The organism is Sphingorhabdus sp. YGSMI21, assembly GCF_002776575.1.
GTDB lineage: Bacteria > Pseudomonadota > Alphaproteobacteria > Sphingomonadales > Sphingomonadaceae > Parasphingorhabdus.
The window spans coordinates 2,796,683-2,815,622 of sequence record NZ_CP022548.1 but is presented as its reverse complement, the minus strand read 5'-3'; the positions used below and the strand labels follow the sequence as shown (position 1 = coordinate 2,815,622).

Here is an 18,940-nt window from a genome sequence, read left to right as displayed (position 1 = left end):
GCAGATTGTAGTTCAAAATTCGTCAATAGTCGTACCGAGAAAGATATCTCGTTACGACAAAGATGTTCTATCCCTGCCACCATCTTCGTTATCTATATCAGATATTTAAAGCTTGCTTTCGGTACATCTGGTTAGCTTGGGATCAATATTGCCATCCTCTTCATCGGCGTCCCGCTCCAAGCTCGATTTCTGGATTGGGTATTTTGGTTATGAGGACTGGCCCGCCACAGGAAATATGAGGCGATGCGGCAAATGCCATGATGCAAGAATGCCGGAAAAACATCGGAACAATGAGGATAGCGCGCAGGTCAGAAGATGTTATATTCCACTGATCTGGGTAAACAAACCAGACCATTCGTCCCATGACGGCCGAAATGTGAGTCCGCATCGATATCCCCAAGATGACATCATTATTTCTGAAGCTCGAATACCCCACGCTTTTGTTTCGGATGCGCGCCGCAAGAGTGTGTAAGCTTATTTACACTTTTACTGCATCCAGTTGCCGTTTCAAGACAGACCGACTCATAATTTGACAAATTTATCTGGAACAAACCCTTAAACTCGGCCAATAACTTTCTCAGACGCTGAAAATAATTTTACAGCATATCGAGTAACCGCCTCCCCAGTTTAAGGAAAATCATCATGTCCTACCAAGAGTTAAAGAGTTCCGCAGACAGCCTGATCAACAGCCAGAATGGCACATGGAGCGGCATCGACGCCGAGTCCGTTGCCCGCATGCAGTTGCAGAACCGGTTCAAGACCGGCCTCGACATCGCCAAATATACCGCAGCGATCATGCGCGAGGATATGGCTGCCTATGACGCCGACAGTTCCAAATATACCCAGTCGCTGGGTTGCTGGCACGGATTTATCGCACAGCAGAAAATGATTTCGATCAAGAAACATTTCGGCGACACGAAGCGCCGCTATCTCTACCTGTCCGGCTGGATGGTTGCCGCATTGCGCAGCGAGTTCGGCCCCCTGCCCGACCAGTCGATGCACGAGAAGACCTCGGTCCCTGCACTGATCGAAGAGCTTTACACTTTCCTGCGTCAGGCAGACTCCCGTGAACTGAACCTTTTGTTCCGCGACATCGATGCGGCGCGCGAAGCTGGTGACACGGCAGCAGAAAAAGCGGCGATGGACAAGGTCGAGAATTTCCAGACCCATGTCGTTCCGATCATTGCCGATATCGACGCCGGTTTCGGTAATGCCGAAGCGACCTATCTGCTCGCCAAGAAGATGATCGAAGCGGGTGCCTGCGCTCTGCAGATCGAAAACCAGGTTTCCGACGAAAAGCAATGTGGCCACCAGGACGGCAAGGTTACCGTGCCGCACGAGGATTTTCTCGCGAAGATCCGCGCCTGCCGTTATGCCTTCCTCGAACTGGGCGTCACCGACGGCATCATCGTCACCCGCACCGACTCGCTCGGCGCTGGCCTGACCAAACAGATCGCGGTTTCGAACGAGCCCGGCGATCTCGGCGACCAGTATAACAGCTTCCTCGATTGCGAAGAAATTGATCCGGCCACTGCCAAGAACGGCGATGTCATCATCAACCGCGATGGCAAGATGCTCCGTCCGAAACGCCTCCCTTCCAACCTGTTCCAGTTCCGTCCCGGCACCGGCGAGGACCGCTGCGTTCTCGACAGCATCACTTCGCTGCAAAATGGTGCTGACCTGCTCTGGATCGAAACCGAGAAGCCTCACGTCGAGCAGATTGCCGGCATGATGGACCGGGTCCGCGAAGTCGTTCCGAACGCCAAGCTGGTCTACAACAACTCGCCATCGTTCAACTGGACGCTGAACTTCCGTCAGCAGGTCTATGACGCGATGGCCGCAGAAGGTCTCGACGTTTCCGAATATGATCGCGATGATCTGATGGACGCGAAATATGACGACACCGAACTGGGCGAAGCGGCTGACAAGCGCATCCGCACCTTCCAGGCCGATGGTTCGAAACGCGCTGGCATCTTCCATCACCTGATCACTTTGCCAACCTATCACACCGCCGCATTGTCGACCGACAATCTGGCCAAGGAATATTTCGGCGACGCCGGCATGCTGGGCTACGTCCTCGGCGTGCAGCGCAAGGAAATCCGCGAAGGCATCGCTTGCGTGAAGCACCAGAACATGTCGGGCAGTGACATTGGCGATGATCACAAGGAATATTTCGCTGGTGAAGCCGCTCTGAAAGCCGGTGGCGCGCACAACACGATGAACCAGTTCGGATAATATCAGATAGGTCGGGTGCTCCCTACCCCCTTTGGGGGCACCCGATCCAACCCGTTTTCCTGGGGAGGAAAAAACTATCCGTCGGCAGCAATGCCGGCGGATTTTTTCTATGTGGACAATTGGCCCGAAGCCTATCAGGGTCGATCATATCCGGTTAAGCCTGTCGGAATTAACCTGGGATCAGTCTGGCAAATGGGGGCAGCATGACATTGCGGAAATCCGGTTCGATATTGGCACTGGCGGCGTTGCTCGCTTCCTGCGGCGGTGGCGGCAGCAGCAGCAACAATGTCAGCCTGCCGCCCGGCGGTGGCGGATCCACCCCGACGCCGACCGGAACGACCTGCTCGCTGCAAAGCCGGCAGAACTGGGCATTCGACCTGCTCGACGAATGGTATCTCTTCCCCGAGACCCTGCCCGCCAGCCTCAGCCCCGCGCCTTATGCATCGGTGCAGGACTATATCGACGCGCTCACCGCCACCGCGCGGAACCAGGGGCGGGACCGCTATTTCACCTATATCACCTCGATCGCCGAGGAGAACGCCTTCCTGAACTCCGGCGCGACCGCAGGTTTTGGCATCAGGCTGAGCTATGACAGCAACGCCTCGCGGGTCTATATCCTCGACGCCTATGAAGGCGCGCCGGCGCTTGCCGCGGGTATCGATCGCGGCGCGGAACTGCTCGCCATCGGGACCAGCAGTTCCAATCTCCAGACGGTCACCGCACTCTTCGCCCAGGGCGGCGCCGGCGCGGTCAGCAATGCACTCGGCCCATCAACAGCGGGGACCAGCCGCGTGCTGCGCTTCCGCAACGCAGCGGGTGTCGAGACCACCACCACGGTGAGCAAGGCCGACTATGCGATCCAGCCCATCTCACCGCGCTATGGCGTGCAGATCATCGACAATGGCGGCACCCAGACCGGCTATGTCAACCTGCGCACCTTCATCGACAGCGCCGAGCCGCAATTGCGCGACGCGTTCCAGCAGTTCCGCAACGCCGGTGTGACCGAGCTGGTCATCGACCTGCGCTACAATGGCGGCGGGCTGGTCCGCACCGCCGAGCTGTTCGCCGATCTGCTCGGCCGCGACCGCTTCACCAACCAGGTGCAGGGCGTGACCCGTTTCCGCGCCAGCAAGTCGTCGAACAACGAGACCCGCAATTTCCAGACCCAGGCCCAGTCGATCGCCCCGACCCGCATCGCCTTCATCACCACCGGCGGCTCGGCCTCGGCCAGCGAGCTGGTGATCAACGCGATGATCCCCTATCTCGACGCCGACATGGCGCTGGTCGGCAGCAACACTTACGGCAAGCCGGTCGGCCAGATCGGCCTCGACCGCAGCGCCTGCGACGACCGGCTCCGGATCGTCGCCTTTGCCACCGAAAATGCCGACGGCAACGCCAATTATTTCGACGGCCTCGCCAGCTCGCTGACCAACAGCTGCCAGGCCGCCGATGATGTCAGCCGGCCGCTCGGCGACCCCGCCGAGGCATCGACCGCCCGCGCCCTCGGCTTTCTCTCCGGCGCCGCCTGCACCCCGATCAGCAGCGTGCTTGACGGCGCGACGGCGAGCACCAGCCGGGTTGCAACCGGACCGGCAGCCGCGCCCCGCGAGCTGCTGATGCCGGCCCGACCGACCCCCGCCCAGCGCGAGGTTCCGGGCTCCTTCTGAGATGACCGCGCACCAGACCGACCATGCCGTGATGGAGGACAGTCTCGAGGCGCTGGGCGACCGCTATGACGGCATCGCCGCCGAACTGTTCGACCGGTTTATCGCCGATCATCCGCACTACGCTCCGGTCTTTCTCAACCCCGAAGCGGCGCGCGAGCGGATGACGCGGGAGACGCTCGAGGCGATGCTCGGGCTGGCGGCGGGCGAATGGTGGGTCGACCATGCGGTCACCAATTTCATCGACCTGCATCACAATTATGCCGACTTCACCCCGCATGACTATGCCGCCTGGTTTGCGCTGGTGATCGAGACCATGGCCAGTCGCGCCGGTGCCGACTGGCCCGCCGGTGCAAGCGCCGCGTGGCAGCGGCAGGCCGACGGACTGGTCGCCAGGGTTGCGACCGTGGACCGCAACAGCGAAGTGCCGGTGCGGACATGAGCGAGGCACGGACCATCATCGAGCAGCTCGGCCTGCAACCGCATCCCGAGGGTGGCTGGTATCGCGAGACCTGGCGCGCAGACGCGGCGGATGGCGAGCGGGCAAGCGCCACCGCGATCTATTTTCTGCTTGAGGAGGGCCAGGGATCGCACTGGCACCGGGTCGATGCCACCGAAGTCTGGCTTTGGCACGCGGGCAGCCCGCTTGCGCTCGGCACGGCGGAACAGGATAGCGGGCCGGTGTCGACGATCCGCCTTGGCCCCGATATCATCGCCGGACACGCCCCGCAGCATCGCATCCCGACCGGCCACTGGCAGGCAGCACAGGCCGATCATGGCTGGGCGCTGGTCAGCTGCGTCGTCTCGCCGGGCTTTGAATTTTCCGGCTTCGAACTGGCTCCGGCAGACTGGTCGCCCGGACGCTGAGCATCGCAGAAAAGCCCGCTCTTCCATCTCAGGATGGCCCGTAGAATAGCGGATGGAAGGCGACCACCGCCTGCGGAACCGCCACCCGCAGGGGCAACATCTGGTAATAAGCGGCGGGTTCGCCTTCGGGGCAAAGATCGGAAAATATCCGAAAACCGAAGCGGCTGTAATATGCGGGATCGCCGGTCAGCACGCAGCCCGCGGCATCGCGCTCGCGCAGCATGGCAAGCCCCGCCTCGATCAGCCGGCTGCCGATATGCTGCGCCTGCAAGTCCGGTTCCACCGCGACCGGCCCCAAAGTATACCAGCCGGGCGACCCGTCGGCGGCGAAAGCCTCGGTAAAAGTCACCTGCCCGACCAGCGCGCCGTCAAGTTCTGCCACCAGAGAGATCGCCAGCGCCCCGGCGTCCCTAAAACGGTCGATCAGATCCTGCTCATTGCCACCGGCATAGTCCATCGGCGCAAAGGCGCGCTGCGTAATATCGTGGATCGCAGCCCGATCGGCGGTCTTTTCCGGGCGGATGACCAGGCTCATCGCGCGGCTATCGCGCCGATCAGCAGCGCCAGCGAGACGGTGCAGCTCAGCGTCCGGACATGGTTCCACGGCACCCAGCGCTGCATATAGCGCCGCCACATCGCCTCGGCCTCCGGCCCCGCCGCGTCGGTCGCCTCCAGCGCATTGTTGAGCGGGACATTGGCCGCCGCGGTCACCACCAGCATGCCGATGACATAGAGCGCCCCGCCCACCACCATCTGCCAGGCGCCCGGCGAGCCCCACTCCATCACCCCAAAGACCGCGAGCAACAGGCAGGCGAGACTGCTGGCGAAGAATAAAGGCAGGAACAGCGACCGCACTATGATCCGGTTGATCGCCTGCATCGCCACCATGCCGGTCGCCCGCCCCGCCGCGTCGAGCGATCGCATGACAAAGGCGGAAAAGGTAAAATAGACCCCCGCCATGATCCCGACCGACAGCGCGGCGAACCAGAGCGTTGCGGTGATCACTTCTTCCATCGGATATTCTCCTCGTCTGTTGCGCGGGGGACCGGCCCATATTGCGGCGAAAAAAAGCCCGAGTCACGTTTTTCCCGCCGTGCCGCTCCGCGAACTTTACACAGACGCGCGCTTTTCTTTTCTGTAACCTTCCGGTTCCTCGCCCGGATCACCCTCCGGCGGCAACAGCCGGTCGAGCCGCCCGAGCAGCGTCAAAAGCGCGCTATTGTCCGGTTTCCGGATCGTCCCGACATAGCGGCCACCGCGCAATATCGGGCGGTAGCTGCCCTGCCGGAGCCGCTGGAAGAGCGTTTCTAGTGTAACCTTTCGCTGCTGGCTCGTCGGCACGCCCATTATCATATCCCAGGCCGCAACAAATTCCTCGGCGCCGGGCTTGCGGCGGAGCCGATAGGCGCTGTCCCGGCTCATCCCGACCAGCGCCGCCGCCTTCTTGACGCAGCGGGTCTGCGCGAGCAGGCCGATAAATTCCGCTTGCCGGACCGGCGACCAGCCATCGGCGCGCGGGCGTAGCGGGACGGGCGTGAAAGCTGGAATGCGGGAGATGCGGCGGTTCTGGACAAAGCTGCTGCGGGGGTCGGGGCGGGAGGTTGATTGATCGCGGGGCATAGCGGGGATTAAGCCATAGTCGGGGTGGTGTAGGAAAGCGGATTTTTGGGTGGATTAAGCCCCTCCTTTTTAAAAGTTTCAGGTCGATCAGTCCCCCGGACTGATCTGAAACGACCGGGGGTCGTTTCACCTGAAACTGGGTTGGGGTGGTTGCTCCCGGCAAAGCACAATCCCCGACAATCAGAAATATCAACCGCCACACCCCCCTTTTTCGCTAACGCGAGCGATGCTTGCGCATCGCCACCACCCCTGAATCCCCTCCTCTGAAGAGGAGGGGCTGGAATTGTTCCCCGTAGTCCCGGCACAAGTTGACCACATTGGTCCGTGGCTTAGATGACGAATGTGCGTCCTCCTTCGTCATTGCGAGGGGCAACGCCCCGAAGCAATCCAGAGCGGCGCCCGCGGCTCTGGATTGCCGCTCTCGCCAGAGTCCTGCCCCCGATATGCGCTATTTTGCAACCATCAGATATTGGACTCTGACCGGGAGGTCCCGATACATGTCGGCATTCCAAAAGCGAAAAGCGCTGGCCGAGGCGATTTCCCATCCGCTGCCATTGTCCAGAGGCCGCGCCGACATTCCGAACTCCATCAACGCATTGTCCTTCTGGCTACCGGACTCATTGACGCCGACATGGACCGGAGACAGAATGAGGTTCCAGGATTCCACCTTGCCCCAGGGGACGAAGATTTCTTCCCCATGCTTTGCAAATCCGGCCTCCGATATCGGGAAGCCTTTCTTGATTGCTTTCCTGCGGTCCATGTCAGGTTCTTTCGACTGTATACTCGCCATTTTTCAATCCTTTCAGTCCGTTAAGTTGAGAGGATCGGTGTAAAGCCGGTTTTAGAGATTGATGCGTGACCGTGGTCACGGTTGGAATACAGTAGTGCGAAGCCTATCCCCCCTCCCCTTCGTCATCCTGAACTCGTTTCAGGACCTCCCTCGATTGCGCGCTTGCCTTGCGGGATCCTGAACCAAGTTCAGGATGACGAGCATTGCATTCCCCTCCCCGCTGCGCGACACTCCCGCCAACAAAAAAGGGAGAGCGAAAATATGACCGACCTCGAACAAGCGCGGCTCACGGTCGTGCGCGATCATATGGCGTTGGAGATCACCCATGAATGGGATGCGGTGATCGATACGTTCGCGCATCCGCGCTATGAATTATACGGGAATGGGACGGTGTTCGACGGCGAGGAAGCGGTGCGCGCCTATTTTGCGATGTCGCGCACGCCCTTTCCCGACCAAGCCAATGAAGTGATCGCGATCGGCGCGGCGGGCGAGCATGTCGTACTGGTCGAATTCTGGCTGACCGGCACCCATCTCGGCCCGCTGACCATCGGCGAGCGGGTGATCGAGCCCACCGGCAAAGCCTTTCGGGTGCGGATGGCGGCGAGCTTTGAATTTGCGCCGGGGACCGACCGGATTGTCTGCGAGCGGGCTTATTTTAGCGATGCTATGATTGCGCGGGAGTTGGGGTTGTGAGGGGGGGGGTATGCGTTCAACTATGGGCTAATTATAGCTACGAACGAATGAACCCGCTATCTCATAAAACTAATGGCCCCACTATCGCCATTGCCTAGACTCCAACCGCTTTTTTGAAAACACCGACATACTTCTCTAGGTACGTTTCCAAATCCTTGCTCTTATACTGCATTATATAGCGCGGATGCTCCAATATCTCTACCCAATCAAATAGCCCCAACTCATCATTTAATCGGCCGAGATGCTTTGCATTGTCACCAGATCCAATGATTATGAGGCGCCGGTTACTACCTATCTTGCATTGTTCTTGAAGCATCTCGGGAATCATTTCGCGAACTTTTTCTGGAACATTACTATCATAATAATTACAATATTTTTTGGAACTCAGTATCGAGAGCGGAAAGACCGCGCCTGGGTAAAAGCTTTTGTAGAATTCCTCCGCACCTCCAAAATGCTCAACCGCCTTGTTGAAAAAAATCGATGATAACTCACGAGACTTGCTGAAGTCATTTTGAATTTCGCAAGTATTTTCCAAGGCAAATCCATCGGTATAAGGTACACCGGTTGACGAATTTCGAACTCTGCTAGGGTTGATACCCAAACAAAAGACTCGATCATTATTATCATGATAAAATTTGTGACAAAATTTTTCAAATGCGGCTTGTCTTCTTTCGTTCCCAACTGGAGAAACAAGAGCTAACTCACCGTCAGTCCAAGCGAACTTTTCGAAGGAATTGTAAAAATCTATCACTCTATCCGCAAATGTGGTGTTGGGAATGCTTGTCATATTAGTCCATGCGCTCCATAAAATCTCGCTGTCATTTCAGTGTTAAGCATTACAATACCAACATTTTTAACAACAGGGTTGAGTTCACGATCTTCTCTACTACACTACACTAGAGAAAAGTATATCGGGGAAAACATTTCGTGCCTAGCGAACAAAGGAAGTTTTTTCGAAGCAACGGATCGGGATGTGCTTTTGCTGCGACCGCAGCGAAAGATATGGCAAAATACGGTTGGACACAGATAAAGTCTGATGTCGATCCGGTAAGCATCGACAAACACATCAAAAGCGCGATACGAAGCGAAGAAATCACCACGTTATCTTTGTTATTTCCTGACGTTGACCAAGACCAGAATCTCAAAGAACTAATTGAAAACCTTGAAAAATGTGACTCCGTGTATCTTGAAAATCGATTTGAATCGAATGATAATTATGGGTTTCAATTTCGTGCTAGAGTAAACGAGTTGACATCTTGGGTAACGGGATTTGGTCCATTTGAATACTTACCCGTCACCCGGCAATCTCCGAGAACAGAAATCACGATCAGGGTAAAGCCTAGACCATTATATGCTTGGAATTTTAAAGAAACGCCTGAGGGAATAATCCACTTGGCAGATTTGGACATGAAAGGAATGTCCGACAAACACCTATGGAATCATTGGCGCGTGTCCTTTGAACGAACTAAAAGACTGTTAGGACACGAGCCAGATCAAGAAAGCGCCGCGAAAACGACATTTGTGGTCCCAAAAAAAATTATCGACCGAATTTCTGATTAATACCTTGAATTAGATCACTAGAAGATATTCCGATTTCAGATGCTAGTTTGCACGAATTTATCAAACTGTTAACAGCGACTTTGGTAAGATCAGATTGGTTCATTACTGCCCCATGATCCATCGCCTCGGCAATAGCGGCCAATTGCCCCGCAGTTTTTGTAAAATGAAGAGCCGAGTGGCGGACACAAAAATTTGCTACTGGCTCACCGTCCTCGTTGTCTAGCTTTGGATATTGGACAGACGTAACTGGCAATAGTTTACTCACCAATTCAATCAATTCATCAAGTTGCTGCTTTTCTGAATTGCCGTCATGGCCCTGCTCATTGAATTGTTCTTGCTGCGTCATATTATAAACTGTGGCCATGTCCCGTCCCCATCAATTTAAGCGCATAGAAGTAGCAACGATTCTTGTCTAATCGCTAATTCAATTCCTAGTGCTATACGATGATTAATGTACTGTCAAAATCCGATTACCCCCATCCACCACAACAGGAGGCCCCATCATGACCACCCCCCAAACAACCCAACGCCAGGGCCACTGCCTCTGCGGCGCCATCACCATCACCGCGACACAGGCCGCCAGCCATGTCGATGCCTGTCATTGCCGGATGTGCCGGCGCTGGGGTGGCGGGCCGTTTGTCGAGATTGATTGCGGGACGGATGTGGTGATCGGCGGGGCGGAGCGGATGACCGTCTACAGCTCGTCGGAATGGGCGGAGCGGGCCTTTTGCGGGGATTGCGGCTCGCATCTCTTCTATCGCCTGAAGGGTTCGGGCGAGCATATGGTCTGCGCCGGGCTGTTCGACGACGCGACCGACAAGGCCGACCTGGCGCTCCGGCGGCAGGTGTTTATCGACGAGAAGCCGGCTTATTACAGCTTTGCCGGGGATAGCGAGATGCTGACCGGGACGGAGCTGTTTGCGATGATCGAGGCGGAGGGGGAATAGATACTCGAGTGCTGTTCGTGCCGGGTCCTTCGACAGGCTCAGGACGAACGGGGGTGGGTGGACGCGCCCTGTTCGTGCCTCAATCACTCCGTTCGTGCTGAGCTTGTCGAAGCATGGGTGGGGAGAACACCAACCTGCCTCATAGACGCGGTCCTTCGACAGGCTCAGGACGAACGGAGGGGGTGGACGCTCGTCATCCTGAACTGGTTTCAGGATCCCTCTCGATTGCGCGCCTGCCGGACGAGGTCCTGAAACGAGTTCAGGATGACGATGCGAACCGAACGTGCCTCCCCGGCAACGCGCCTCTCCCCTACCCGCGCCCCAGCATCCGTTCCGCGCGCACCAGGGCGCGCTGGCTGTAGCTTTTGAGGCGGTTGTCCGCGGGGTAGATACGCGGTGACGACGGGCGCAGGCCGAGTTTGCGCAGGCGGCTGTTGAAGCGGCAGGCGTCGGCGTGGTGGAAGCTCCATTCGCTGCGCCAGGTCAGCGATAGCGAGACCGAGACCTCGTCATGCACCTTGACCCAGTGCGGGCCGAGGATCGGCACATAGATGCCCTCGCCGGGGGTGACGGATATCGGCTGGCCGCGCTCGGCCCATTCTTCCCGCCATGGCAGGTTGCGCGGGCCGCCGTTGAAATATTGCTCGAAAAAGCGGTCGCTGATCATTTCCCGGTCGCCGGGCGGGAAGAAGGTCATCGTCTTGCTGCCACGCGCCTGGAACAGGATGTTATAGTCCGGGTCAAAATGCAGCGGCGTCACAGCGCGCGGCGAGGAGATGAAGATAAAGCCCTCGAGCCGCATCATCTTGCCGGTGCGCGGCTCCACCACCGGTTCGATCGCGCCCAGCACATCGCTCATCAATTGCGCATAGGCCGGGTCCTGCTCGATGGTTTTGAGCAACACCCAGGAGCCGCAGCTTTCGATTCTGTCGATCGTCTCATGCACGTCGAGGCCGGTATAGGGCGTCTCGTCGTTGCTTATGCCGAGCGGCAGGTCGGTGGCGGCGTTGAATTCGATAGATTCCGGGCGCAGGCGGCGCGCGAGCGCGGCCAGCGCGTCGAGCTCGAGCAGCGGATGGTCGGCGATCCGGTGCTGCAAATGGCGCGGCGCAAGCGGATAGGCCGCGGCAAGCGCGTCCAGCATATCATCGCTGAATGGCTGGCTGACCAAAGCCATTTGCCTCTCCCGCTGTCTGTGACCGCTGCCAGGATAGGCGGGGATGGTTAAAAAGCGGTCAACGCCCGCTATTCCTGTCCGTCTCCGGCCAGGGCCACCGACACCAGCCAGCGGCGGATCACCGCTTCGTCGGCGGCGCTGGTGCCGGCCAGCAATTGCCGCTCGACGGTATCGGCAATAGCGCGGCATGCGGAGAGATCGCGGGCGCCCTGTTCGGTCAGGCTGAGCGCGAAGATTCTTTTGTCTTCCCCCGAGCGGACCCGCACAATCGCGCCGCGCTTGAGCAGATTGGCGGTGATCACATTGACCGTCTGCGGCGTCAGCATGGCGAGCCGCGCCAGCTCCGCGCCCGACTGGCCGGGATAGGCCTTGAGCATGGTCAGCAGGGTGAATTGCGGCAGCGTGATATGGTGCGCGGCAAAGCCCTGCTCCAGCCGCTGCCGCACCGCTGCCGAGGCCTGGCGCAGCAGATAGGCGATATGCCCGTCGGTGCCGCGCTTGCCCTCGCCTATCGCGGGAATTTCGGAACTGTCCATGGTGCTACCTTTCCCGGCTTGACATTCATCAGTGTTCTGATGATTATATATCAGGGCTCTGATAATATAGCGATGAGCCGGTCACGCAAGAGGAGAATGATATGAGCAGGAATTTGCCGATGCTGGGGCGCCATCTGGCGGCCGAGAATGACCATGATCTGGCGGGGACGCTGGCGACTCTACACCCGGATTGCGAATTTTACGACCATGCGACGCAGCAGACCTGGACCGGCCATGCCGGGGCGGAGGCGCATTACCGGCAGCATTGGCAGGCCTTTGACGTGACCGTGGAGCGCGCGGCGGGGCAGATCAGCTTCTGGCAGGGCGATGATGTCTATGTCGCGCAGGCGGTCTGGCGGGGCACGCATATCGGCGAATTTCTGGGCATCGCGCCGAGCGGCAGGCAGATCGAGCAGCCGTTCACCGTGTTCGTGCACTTCCGCGACGGGCTGATGGTGGCGGAGGAATTTTTCTACGATCTCGCCTCGCTGATGCAGCAGATCGGCGGACCGGGGATCGCGGCGCTCGACGCCCTGCCCTTCCGGAACGCGGCATGAGCGGCGGCCTGCTGGCCGGCGGCGTGGCGGAGACGGCGCTGGGCCAATTGTTGTCCTGCGAAAAGACCCTCGATGGCTCGTCACTGGGAATGGCGCTGCTCGAACTGGTGCGGCTGCGCGTGTCGCAGATCAATGGCTGCCATTATTGCATCAGCCGGCACAAGGCGGCGCTGCGGGCTTGCGGGGAAACAACGGAACGGATCGACGCGCTTGCCGACTGGCAGGCCAGCGGTCGGTTCAGCGAGCGCGAAAGCGCGGCGTTGCTGTGGGCGGAGGCACTGACGAGGCTACCCGAAGCGACGGCAGCACCCGAGGCTGTGACCCGGATTTTCGACACGGAAGAGCAGGCGGAACTGGCGCTCGCCATTGCCATGATCAACCTGTGGAACCGGATGGCGCTGGCGCTGGGCTGGTAGGCCCGCCGCTGCGCCCCGCCCGTCAGCGCTTCAGCATTTCCGCTTGTTGCGCTCCACTTCGCTCGCTTCCCGGGCATAGACGACGGTATAATTATCCTCGACGCCGGTCAGGTCAATGTTGAGCCGCACCGCGTCTTTGCCGTTCACCTGCACTTCGGTCACCACCGGGCGGCCGCCGATTTCTTCCGGCAGCGAGTCATTGGCATAGCGCACGATCTCGTTGCCATTGGGCCCCTCGATCACCAGCCATTTCCCGGCATCCTTTTTCTTCGCATAGACCTGACAACCGACGGGTTGCGGATCACCGGGGACCGTGGTCTTGCGCGGCGTGCCATAATTGACGAACAACCCCTCGCGCAGCCGGGCTTTCTCCCGCAGGTCGGCCAGCAGGTCGTTCTCGCTGATCCGGTCCTCGATCTCCGCCCGCGCCGCCGTCGTCAGCAGCGCGTCACCGGTCAGGCCGTTGCTTTCGCGCACCTCGGCGACGATCTGCTTCAGCTCCCGGCTCAGGCTCAGGGCGCTGACCTCGGGCTGCACCGGCGCGACAATGCCGCCGCCATCCCCGCGGAAGCGGGACGGGTCGCGATCGACCGGATCGGGTGCCAGCGGCGCACTGTTGCACTGGCTGTCGGGGGCCCGGAACTGGATCTTGTCGATCCCGTCCTTGCCGAGCCTGTCGATGCCGCAAATCTTGTCATTATAGACCAGGAAGGTCAGGCTGATGGCGGCCACGATCAGGGCCAGCGAGGACAGCCATGCGGTGCTGCCGAGCAAGGTCTTGCCTCTGTCGAGTATCTTTTTATAGTCGATACGCGGCTTTTCACCGCCCCCGTCCGCTTCGTCAGGATCACCCTGTCCGGTTTCTTTCGTCACTGAACACCCCCCCGGGTTGGCGTCTTCGCTGCAACAAGGCAGCGAAGACCAAATAAGAACCATAACGAATAAGACGGGGCTGTCAAAGCATCGGCCATCTATGACGCAAGTCATGGGGCCTCGCGATGACCAACCTCTACTTGACCATCCAGGCGGCTCTGTTCCCGAACTTCATGACCGCGAACCCGAAGATATTCTGGCTGGAGCTGGCCATCCTCGCGACAATGGCCCCGGTCCGGGCCATCCGGGCGCCGGAACCGGAGAGCCAAGCCCTCCCCGCCTGAAGCCTGCTATTTCTTCCAGCCGTGCGACAATAGCTTCACCGTCACCTTGCCGGTGGCGACATGCGCGCCGTCGGCATCGTGCATAGGGAATTCGGCGATATAGGTGGCGCTGCCCTTGCGCTCGAGATCGGCGAGCAGGCCCTCAATCTCTTCGTCCGACAAGCGATATTCGGCGGTGACATCGCTGGCGGCGGGGCTGTGAAAATCGACATAAATATCTTTCAGGATCGGGAAGTGGCGTTCCGTGTCGAGAAAGGAAATCCCCGGCAGCGCGGCCACCGCTTCGGCCAGCACGGTATAGGCGCCCATATAGAGCACGCCGACATGGTTCTCGTTGCCCGCCAGCGGCATCAGCAGCCGCGCATAGCCATAGCTGTCCTCCAGATATCGCAGCCCCGTCCGTTCGACGAAGGGGACATTATATTTCGGTTTGCTTCTGCCTTCTGCGCTCATTGCTCTCTCCCTGTTTCGGTCTGACGGCTTTCCGTCTTGCCGACAGTTTTTATCACGCAACCGCTCGGGCCAAAGACCTGCTTTTGATAGGACCCGGTGAAACGCACGCGCCCCACCACCCGTCAGTTCCCCGGTCAATTCCCGCATAGCGCCAGACCGTTTCGATTGAGCGCCGACCCGTGATGGCCGCGGGAACGATCCGGCCGTTCGTGCATAGATAGGTTGTGCAGGCAACAACGCCTGCATCCCCCAAGGGCCGGACAACCGGCCAAACAGAAGGACCATGAAAATGGGCGAACTCGTAGACAAAGTAAAAGGCAATGTGAACGAAGCCGTTGGCAAAGCCAAACAGAACAGCAATGATCCCGAGACCCGTGCCAAAGGCGCGGCTCAGGAAACCAAGGGCAAGGCCCAGCAAGTCAAGGGCTCCGTCAAGGGCGCTCTGGGCGACAAGGTCTAGGCCAACCCCTCCCTGAACCCGGCGCTGCCCGCTCTCCCCCAGTCCCTCTCCCCATGCTGCGGGCAGCGCCGAACGAAAAGCCGTCCCTGATGGGGCGGCTTTTTTTTGGCTTGGTGGATTGGTGGGGGTTTGCGGGAGGTTTGGTTCGGGTGGAGATTAGGGAAACGCGCGGCACCCGATCCGTTCGTGCTGAGCCTGTCGAAGCACAGGTGGGAAGAACATCAACCTGCCTCATAGAGGCGGTCCTTCGACAGGCTCAGGGCGAACGATGGTGGGCGGATGCTCGTCATCCTGAACTCGTTTCAGGACCTCGTTCGGCAGGCGCGTAGTCGAGAGGGATCCTGAGCCGCAGGCCACCGAAGGTAAACAAGTTCAGGATGACGGCGCGAACCAACCTGCCTCACAGACGCCTGCCGTTGACCTTCGGTCGCCTTCGGCTCGACAGGCTCAGGGCGAACGGGTCTTTATAACGAAGCGGCGTTACGCACAGCCCTCGACATAGCCAAGCACCGGCATCGTACCGACATGGATCTGACTGACCGTACCATCGCTGCCGATCTCGAACCGCAGCGCAGAAGCACCGCCGGCGGCATTGGGGGCGGTCAGATATTTGGCGGGCGGATCGCCATATTTATGTGGCGTGGCCTTGAAGGAGAAATATTGCTTCACCACAGCCTCGGTCGCCCCGGGACCAATGCCCTCGGCCAGCTTGACCCTGGAACCCTTGCTGATCGAAATCCGCCGCAGCGTGCCGCCCTCGACGATTGCGTAGGCATCAGGATAGTCGGGCGAGGACAGCACATGACAACCCTCGGAAACCTGCGCCCCGCGCTCGGCCCAGCGACTGCCCGCGGGAACCGCCTCGCCAATACGGAGGTCGCCCAGGCCGGCGAGCGTAAGGGTGTTCGCCGACGGCACGGGAGCGGGTGCGGGGGCAGCCTTCTCCGGAGCCACCGGCGTTGCGGGTGTCACAGAAACAGTCTCTTCCGCCGCCGGCTCGGCATCGGGGGAGGACTGCGATGAACAGGCCGCCAGGAGCGCGAGGGGGATTAGGGAGAGGGTTTGTTTCATGTTGGGGTTACTCGTGGGTGGGGGGAAGGTTGCGTGGTGTGGAAGTGGGAGGCCGAGATATCAGCAATCGTTGATTAGAATTCTACTCAAAGCGTACTTTCATTGTAATTTCATATTGGGGTGAAGTTTCGTGCATTGAGTAAACTGTCACCGTAACTTTGCTTTTGATAGGGGGTTGGGGACTGTTGCACCTGTCACCGTAATTCCTATTACCGTAATTCAAGCAGGAGATCGGGTGGCGGCATTTTGCGGGCCGGGAATTGGCGGTGTCTGTCATGGGACGGACGGTAGGTTATGTGGGGGAGTGTAGGAAAGGGTGTTGGAGATTGGGGTTGTTTGGGAGTGTCATAAATTCCGTGTGTCGTGGGGCTGTTAGACATTATGCCGCCATGGCTTTGATGAAGCGTTCGCCGAAGATAACTGCGAACTGGGCCTTTGCCATGGTCCACTCACGTGGTGGCATTCTCCACTCTTTTTCTGATCTGTTCAAGACCAGATAGAGCAATTTCGTTGCCGCCTCGTCATTGGGGAAGTGCCCTCTGGCCCTGACTGCCCGTCTGAGCTTTGAGTTCAGGGCTTCGATAGCATTCGTCGTGTAGATGATTTTGCGTACCGCCTCGGGAAAGGCGAAGAATGGAATAACTTCATTCCATGCCCGCCGCCAGCTCTGGGCGATGGCGGCATAACGCAGACCCCATTCGCTGGCTTCAAAAGCAGTCAGCGCGTCCTCGGCAGCCTTGGCATCAACAGCGCGGTAAATGGCCTTGAGGGCTGCCGCCAGCGGCTTGCGATCTTTCCATGCCACAAAATCCATGCTGTTACGTAGCAGATGGACGATGCATGTCTGGACGACAGCTTCAGGGAACACCGCTGTTATCGCATCAGGAAATCCCTTGAGACCGTCAACAACGGCCAGCATGATGTCCTCGGTGCCGCGGTTTTTAAGCTCATTCATGACCCGCAGCCAGAATTTGGCACCTTCATTTTGTTCGATCCACAGGCCGAGAACCTCTTTGCGGCCATCGGCGCGGACGCCAAGAGCGATATGGATAGCTTTGCTGCGGACCATGCCTTCATCGCGGATCTTAACGCGAATGGCGTCAAAAAATACCAGCGGATAGGCCGGATCAAGCGGGCGCTGCTGCCAGGCGGTAACTTCCTCCAAAACACCGTCGGTGACGGTCGAGATCAGGTCAGGCGATACGTCGATGCCGTATAGCTCACGCAAATGCCCGGTTATCTCCCGCGTGCTCATCCCGCGCGCATACATGGAGATAATTTTATCATCAAAACCGGGAAACCGGCGCTGGTATTTAGCGATCAACTGCGGATTAAAGCTACCAGCGCGATCGCGCGGCACCTCGATCTCGATCTTGCTGCTATCGGTGATGACACGCTTGCGGCCATAGCCGTTGCGGCTGTTACCAGCCTGTTCGTCGCCGCCCAGATGATAATCCATCTCGGCATTCAGCGCCCGTTCGGCGAGCGCCTTCTTCAGCGAATCCAGCAATCCTCCCTGATCCAGCGCAGAAGCTGCATCGGTGCCTGCTAAAAGTTGATCCAGTAAACCTGCCGGGATCGTCGGCTCTTTGCGTCGTGACATAGTGGGACTCCTTTTTACCCATTATGCCCCACGACACACGGAATTTATGACACTCCCGGTTGTTTTGCCCCTCACCGTAACTCAGGTATTTCCTAAATTGTGATCAGGCCTCATCTTCTAATTCTATGAGAGCATCCAAACCTTGACTTGCTTCAAGTAGATATTGCTCCAATTGCACTTCCCCTTCCTCCAAAACGTCGATCATTTTTTTTCTTAGCTCTTCATACTGGTTCGAGTTTCTATTGAACCTTGCTTTTGAAATAGAACCATCGCCGCCGACACTGTAAGAAGGATTGCCATCTTCATCCTCATCGTCTTCAATTCGCAAAGCTTTTCCTTTGATCGCTTTGAAGCAAATTCGGTAACTGCCGTATTTAAGAATATGCTCCGGCCTTGGCCTCGCGCCCATAAAAGCCAAATCCCGAATTCCTTCATCTTCTAGCATCAAATCATACAGTGTCGCTGTGATCTTCGCGATTGGAGTGCCCACTGATTTAAGAATCTGACTCGACAGCATTTCTACTCGACTGCTTATAGTGGTCAGCACATCAAGAGTTCCCTCTACCTTATCTTGTTGATTTTTTTGAATTAAAAAACTAAAAAGCATGCCAGCCCACTGTTGCCGGAGATAATTTTCGATGTCATTGAAATCGCGGAATGGAACAAGTGCGTTGTTCACCGTTGAACTTTGAACTTCATCGATAAATTTGAAAATCCGAGTGCTATCTGCGTTTGGATACCTTATAGAGTCTTCTTTGATACTGCCGTTGTTTAAATTTTCTCTATATAGATAGTAATCTCCCAATACCGCTTGTTCAACCAAAGCAAAAATTGGAATTTTGTTTTTAATCGCTTCACGAAACTCATGATTGGTAATCGATGTTTTTTCAGATTTGAAGTCACTTCCGTGACGACCACCAATAATCAAAACTAGCATTTGACAGTTTGGAATTTCCGTTAAGCAAGCATCTTGGACATGGATTTGTGGGTCGTAGTAAACGTTACCCTCTTCACTTAGAATTGGTTCATACCCCAATGTTTTTATGAAATATTGAAGATTTTCCCTAATATATCTCAAGTCGTAACACGTTGAGCTAACAAAGACACGCGGATTTGCCATTGTGCACCTTTATC

24 protein-coding genes are annotated in these 18,940 nt (G+C 57.8%); 11 read left to right on the top strand and 13 right to left on the bottom strand.

What is annotated here, in order from left to right:
* Positions 1–642 precede the first annotated feature (642 nt).
* The 4 genes from CHN51_RS13555 to CHN51_RS13540 all read left to right on the top strand — a co-directional run bounded on the left by CHN51_RS13555 (position 643) and on the right by CHN51_RS13540 (position 4,766).
* A complete protein-coding gene (locus CHN51_RS13555; protein WP_100094495.1) occupies positions 643–2,235 on the top strand; it encodes an isocitrate lyase in 1,593 nt (530 codons plus the stop codon).
* Positions 2,236–2,438: 203 nt separating this feature from the next.
* A complete protein-coding gene (locus CHN51_RS13550) occupies positions 2,439–3,902 on the top strand; it encodes a S41 family peptidase (RefSeq protein WP_100094494.1) in 1,464 nt (487 codons plus the stop codon).
* 1 nt (position 3,903) lies between these two features.
* Positions 3,904–4,341, top strand: a complete 438-nt coding sequence (locus CHN51_RS13545) for a globin (RefSeq protein ID WP_100094493.1) — start codon at positions 3,904–3,906, stop codon at positions 4,339–4,341.
* The gene (locus tag CHN51_RS13540; protein ID WP_100094492.1) at positions 4,338–4,766 is read left to right on the top strand and encodes a cupin domain-containing protein; all 429 of its coding nucleotides are present in this window, start codon (positions 4,338–4,340) and stop codon (positions 4,764–4,766) included. Before CHN51_RS13545 ends, CHN51_RS13540 begins: the two co-directional genes overlap by 4 nt.
* Before the next feature lie 28 nt (positions 4,767–4,794).
* Here the strand turns inward: CHN51_RS13540 and CHN51_RS13535 are convergent, their stop codons facing one another.
* The 4 genes from CHN51_RS13535 to CHN51_RS13520 all read right to left on the bottom strand — a co-directional run bounded on the left by CHN51_RS13535 (position 4,795) and on the right by CHN51_RS13520 (position 7,176).
* Positions 4,795–5,301, bottom strand: coding sequence for an N-acetyltransferase (locus CHN51_RS13535; RefSeq protein ID WP_100094491.1), 507 nt, complete (start codon positions 5,299–5,301; stop codon positions 4,795–4,797).
* On the bottom strand, positions 5,298–5,780 hold the full coding sequence (locus tag CHN51_RS13530) for an anthrone oxygenase family protein (RefSeq protein WP_100094490.1): 483 nt from the start codon (positions 5,778–5,780) through the stop codon (positions 5,298–5,300). Before CHN51_RS13530 ends, CHN51_RS13535 begins: the two co-directional genes overlap by 4 nt.
* A 96-nt stretch (positions 5,781–5,876) precedes the next feature.
* Entirely contained in the window at positions 5,877–6,386 is a 510-nt protein-coding gene (locus CHN51_RS13525) for a hypothetical protein (protein ID WP_100094489.1), read from the bottom strand.
* A 448-nt stretch (positions 6,387–6,834) separates the two neighbouring features.
* Positions 6,835–7,176, bottom strand: a complete 342-nt coding sequence (locus CHN51_RS13520; protein WP_123906326.1) for a hypothetical protein — start codon at positions 7,174–7,176, stop codon at positions 6,835–6,837.
* Between the two features lie 261 nt (positions 7,177–7,437).
* Between CHN51_RS13520 and CHN51_RS13515 the strand changes: the two genes are divergently transcribed.
* Positions 7,438–7,869 carry a nuclear transport factor 2 family protein gene (locus CHN51_RS13515; RefSeq protein ID WP_100094487.1) on the top strand — a complete coding sequence of 144 codons (432 nt, stop codon included), beginning with the start codon at positions 7,438–7,440 and terminating at the stop codon, positions 7,867–7,869.
* A gap of 94 nt (positions 7,870–7,963) precedes the next feature.
* Here CHN51_RS13515 and CHN51_RS13510 read toward each other — a convergent pair whose 3' ends face one another.
* Positions 7,964–8,656, bottom strand: a complete 693-nt coding sequence (locus CHN51_RS13510; RefSeq protein WP_100094486.1) for a uracil-DNA glycosylase family protein — start codon at positions 8,654–8,656, stop codon at positions 7,964–7,966.
* A gap of 140 nt (positions 8,657–8,796) precedes the next feature.
* Here CHN51_RS13510 and CHN51_RS19580 point away from each other — a divergent pair, with 140 nt between their 5' ends.
* Complete coding sequence (locus tag CHN51_RS19580; RefSeq protein ID WP_123906325.1) at positions 8,797–9,429, top strand: hypothetical protein; 633 nt, start codon at positions 8,797–8,799, stop codon at positions 9,427–9,429.
* Here CHN51_RS19580 and CHN51_RS13505 read toward each other — a convergent pair.
* A complete protein-coding gene (locus CHN51_RS13505) occupies positions 9,407–9,793 on the bottom strand; it encodes a hypothetical protein (RefSeq protein WP_123906324.1) in 387 nt (128 codons plus the stop codon). The genes CHN51_RS19580 and CHN51_RS13505 overlap by 23 nt on opposite strands.
* 139 nt (positions 9,794–9,932) lie before the next feature.
* Between CHN51_RS13505 and CHN51_RS13500 the strand changes: the two genes are divergently transcribed.
* Positions 9,933–10,376, top strand: coding sequence for a GFA family protein (locus CHN51_RS13500; RefSeq protein WP_100094484.1), 444 nt, complete (start codon positions 9,933–9,935; stop codon positions 10,374–10,376).
* 310 nt (positions 10,377–10,686) lie between these two features.
* Here CHN51_RS13500 and CHN51_RS13495 read toward each other — a convergent pair whose 3' ends face one another.
* Positions 10,687–11,553 carry a cupin-like domain-containing protein gene (locus tag CHN51_RS13495; RefSeq protein WP_100094483.1) on the bottom strand — a complete coding sequence of 289 codons (867 nt, stop codon included), beginning with the start codon at positions 11,551–11,553 and terminating at the stop codon, positions 10,687–10,689.
* Between the two features lie 68 nt (positions 11,554–11,621).
* The gene (locus CHN51_RS13490; RefSeq protein ID WP_100094482.1) at positions 11,622–12,089 is read right to left on the bottom strand and encodes a MarR family transcriptional regulator; all 468 of its coding nucleotides are present in this window, start codon (positions 12,087–12,089) and stop codon (positions 11,622–11,624) included.
* 101 nt (positions 12,090–12,190) lie between these two features.
* Between CHN51_RS13490 and CHN51_RS13485 the strand changes: the two genes are divergently transcribed.
* Both CHN51_RS13485 and CHN51_RS13480 read left to right on the top strand, forming a co-directional pair.
* Positions 12,191–12,646, top strand: a complete 456-nt coding sequence (locus CHN51_RS13485) for an ester cyclase (protein WP_100094481.1) — start codon at positions 12,191–12,193, stop codon at positions 12,644–12,646.
* A complete protein-coding gene (locus CHN51_RS13480) occupies positions 12,643–13,062 on the top strand; it encodes a carboxymuconolactone decarboxylase family protein (protein ID WP_100094480.1) in 420 nt (139 codons plus the stop codon). Before CHN51_RS13485 ends, CHN51_RS13480 begins: the two co-directional genes overlap by 4 nt.
* 30 nt (positions 13,063–13,092) lie before the next feature.
* On the opposite strand, the gene CHN51_RS19830 is transcribed toward CHN51_RS13480, so the two are convergent.
* A complete protein-coding gene (locus CHN51_RS19830) occupies positions 13,093–13,935 on the bottom strand; it encodes a hypothetical protein (RefSeq protein ID WP_164088918.1) in 843 nt (280 codons plus the stop codon).
* Between the two features lie 125 nt (positions 13,936–14,060).
* Between CHN51_RS19830 and CHN51_RS19825 the strand changes: the two genes are divergently transcribed.
* Positions 14,061–14,219 (top strand): hypothetical protein, encoded by a 159-nt coding sequence (locus CHN51_RS19825; RefSeq protein WP_164089222.1) that lies wholly within the window; start codon positions 14,061–14,063, stop codon positions 14,217–14,219.
* Between the two features lie 6 nt (positions 14,220–14,225).
* Here CHN51_RS19825 and CHN51_RS19820 read toward each other — a convergent pair whose 3' ends face one another.
* Positions 14,226–14,672 carry a PaaI family thioesterase gene (locus CHN51_RS19820; RefSeq protein WP_164089219.1) on the bottom strand — a complete coding sequence of 149 codons (447 nt, stop codon included), beginning with the start codon at positions 14,670–14,672 and terminating at the stop codon, positions 14,226–14,228.
* A gap of 289 nt (positions 14,673–14,961) precedes the next feature.
* On the opposite strand from CHN51_RS19820, the gene CHN51_RS13465 reads away from it, so the two are divergent.
* Positions 14,962–15,132 carry a CsbD family protein gene (locus CHN51_RS13465; protein WP_100095644.1) on the top strand — a complete coding sequence of 57 codons (171 nt, stop codon included), beginning with the start codon at positions 14,962–14,964 and terminating at the stop codon, positions 15,130–15,132.
* A 480-nt stretch (positions 15,133–15,612) separates the two neighbouring features.
* Here CHN51_RS13465 and CHN51_RS13460 read toward each other — a convergent pair whose 3' ends face one another.
* The 3 genes from CHN51_RS13460 to CHN51_RS13450 form a co-directional block, all read right to left on the bottom strand.
* The gene (locus CHN51_RS13460; RefSeq protein ID WP_100094477.1) at positions 15,613–16,203 is read right to left on the bottom strand and encodes a hypothetical protein; all 591 of its coding nucleotides are present in this window, start codon (positions 16,201–16,203) and stop codon (positions 15,613–15,615) included.
* A gap of 379 nt (positions 16,204–16,582) precedes the next feature.
* Positions 16,583–17,806, bottom strand: a complete 1,224-nt coding sequence (locus tag CHN51_RS13455) for an IS256 family transposase (RefSeq protein ID WP_100093971.1) — start codon at positions 17,804–17,806, stop codon at positions 16,583–16,585.
* Between the two features lie 103 nt (positions 17,807–17,909).
* The gene (locus tag CHN51_RS13450) at positions 17,910–18,926 is read right to left on the bottom strand and encodes a DUF4062 domain-containing protein (RefSeq protein ID WP_100094476.1); all 1,017 of its coding nucleotides are present in this window, start codon (positions 18,924–18,926) and stop codon (positions 17,910–17,912) included.
* Between the last annotated feature and the right edge of the window lie 14 nt (positions 18,927–18,940).

Excerpts from the sequence above, each read along its gene's own strand:
- CHN51_RS19825 (WP_164089222.1), top strand. The coding sequence starts at position 14,061 with ATGACCAACCTCTACTTGACCATCCAGGCGGCTCTGTTCCCGAACTTC.
- CHN51_RS13450 (WP_100094476.1), bottom strand. The coding sequence starts at position 18,926 with ATGGCAAATCCGCGTGTCTTTGTTAGCTCAACGTGTTACGACTTGAGA.
- CHN51_RS13520 (WP_123906326.1), bottom strand. The coding sequence starts at position 7,176 with ATGGCGAGTATACAGTCGAAAGAACCTGACATGGACCGCAGGAAAGCA.
- CHN51_RS13500 (WP_100094484.1), top strand. The coding sequence starts at position 9,933 with ATGACCACCCCCCAAACAACCCAACGCCAGGGCCACTGCCTCTGCGGC.
- CHN51_RS13485 (WP_100094481.1), top strand. The coding sequence starts at position 12,191 with ATGAGCAGGAATTTGCCGATGCTGGGGCGCCATCTGGCGGCCGAGAAT.
- CHN51_RS13535 (WP_100094491.1), bottom strand. The coding sequence starts at position 5,301 with ATGAGCCTGGTCATCCGCCCGGAAAAGACCGCCGATCGGGCTGCGATC.
- CHN51_RS13460 (WP_100094477.1), bottom strand. The coding sequence starts at position 16,203 with ATGAAACAAACCCTCTCCCTAATCCCCCTCGCGCTCCTGGCGGCCTGT.
- CHN51_RS13495 (WP_100094483.1), bottom strand. The coding sequence starts at position 11,553 with ATGGCTTTGGTCAGCCAGCCATTCAGCGATGATATGCTGGACGCGCTT.
- CHN51_RS13540 (WP_100094492.1), top strand. The coding sequence starts at position 4,338 with ATGAGCGAGGCACGGACCATCATCGAGCAGCTCGGCCTGCAACCGCAT.
- CHN51_RS13505 (WP_123906324.1), bottom strand. The coding sequence starts at position 9,793 with ATGGCCACAGTTTATAATATGACGCAGCAAGAACAATTCAATGAGCAG.
- CHN51_RS13545 (WP_100094493.1), top strand. The coding sequence starts at position 3,904 with ATGACCGCGCACCAGACCGACCATGCCGTGATGGAGGACAGTCTCGAG.
- CHN51_RS13530 (WP_100094490.1), bottom strand. The coding sequence starts at position 5,780 with ATGGAAGAAGTGATCACCGCAACGCTCTGGTTCGCCGCGCTGTCGGTC.
- CHN51_RS13490 (WP_100094482.1), bottom strand. The coding sequence starts at position 12,089 with ATGGACAGTTCCGAAATTCCCGCGATAGGCGAGGGCAAGCGCGGCACC.
- CHN51_RS13525 (WP_100094489.1), bottom strand. The coding sequence starts at position 6,386 with ATGCCCCGCGATCAATCAACCTCCCGCCCCGACCCCCGCAGCAGCTTT.
- CHN51_RS19820 (WP_164089219.1), bottom strand. The coding sequence starts at position 14,672 with ATGAGCGCAGAAGGCAGAAGCAAACCGAAATATAATGTCCCCTTCGTC.
- CHN51_RS13510 (WP_100094486.1), bottom strand. The coding sequence starts at position 8,656 with ATGACAAGCATTCCCAACACCACATTTGCGGATAGAGTGATAGATTTT.
- CHN51_RS13455 (WP_100093971.1), bottom strand. The coding sequence starts at position 17,806 with ATGTCACGACGCAAAGAGCCGACGATCCCGGCAGGTTTACTGGATCAA.
- CHN51_RS13465 (WP_100095644.1), top strand. The coding sequence starts at position 14,962 with ATGGGCGAACTCGTAGACAAAGTAAAAGGCAATGTGAACGAAGCCGTT.
- CHN51_RS13480 (WP_100094480.1), top strand. The coding sequence starts at position 12,643 with ATGAGCGGCGGCCTGCTGGCCGGCGGCGTGGCGGAGACGGCGCTGGGC.
- CHN51_RS13515 (WP_100094487.1), top strand. The coding sequence starts at position 7,438 with ATGACCGACCTCGAACAAGCGCGGCTCACGGTCGTGCGCGATCATATG.
- CHN51_RS13550 (WP_100094494.1), top strand. The coding sequence starts at position 2,439 with ATGACATTGCGGAAATCCGGTTCGATATTGGCACTGGCGGCGTTGCTC.
- CHN51_RS13555 (WP_100094495.1), top strand. The coding sequence starts at position 643 with ATGTCCTACCAAGAGTTAAAGAGTTCCGCAGACAGCCTGATCAACAGC.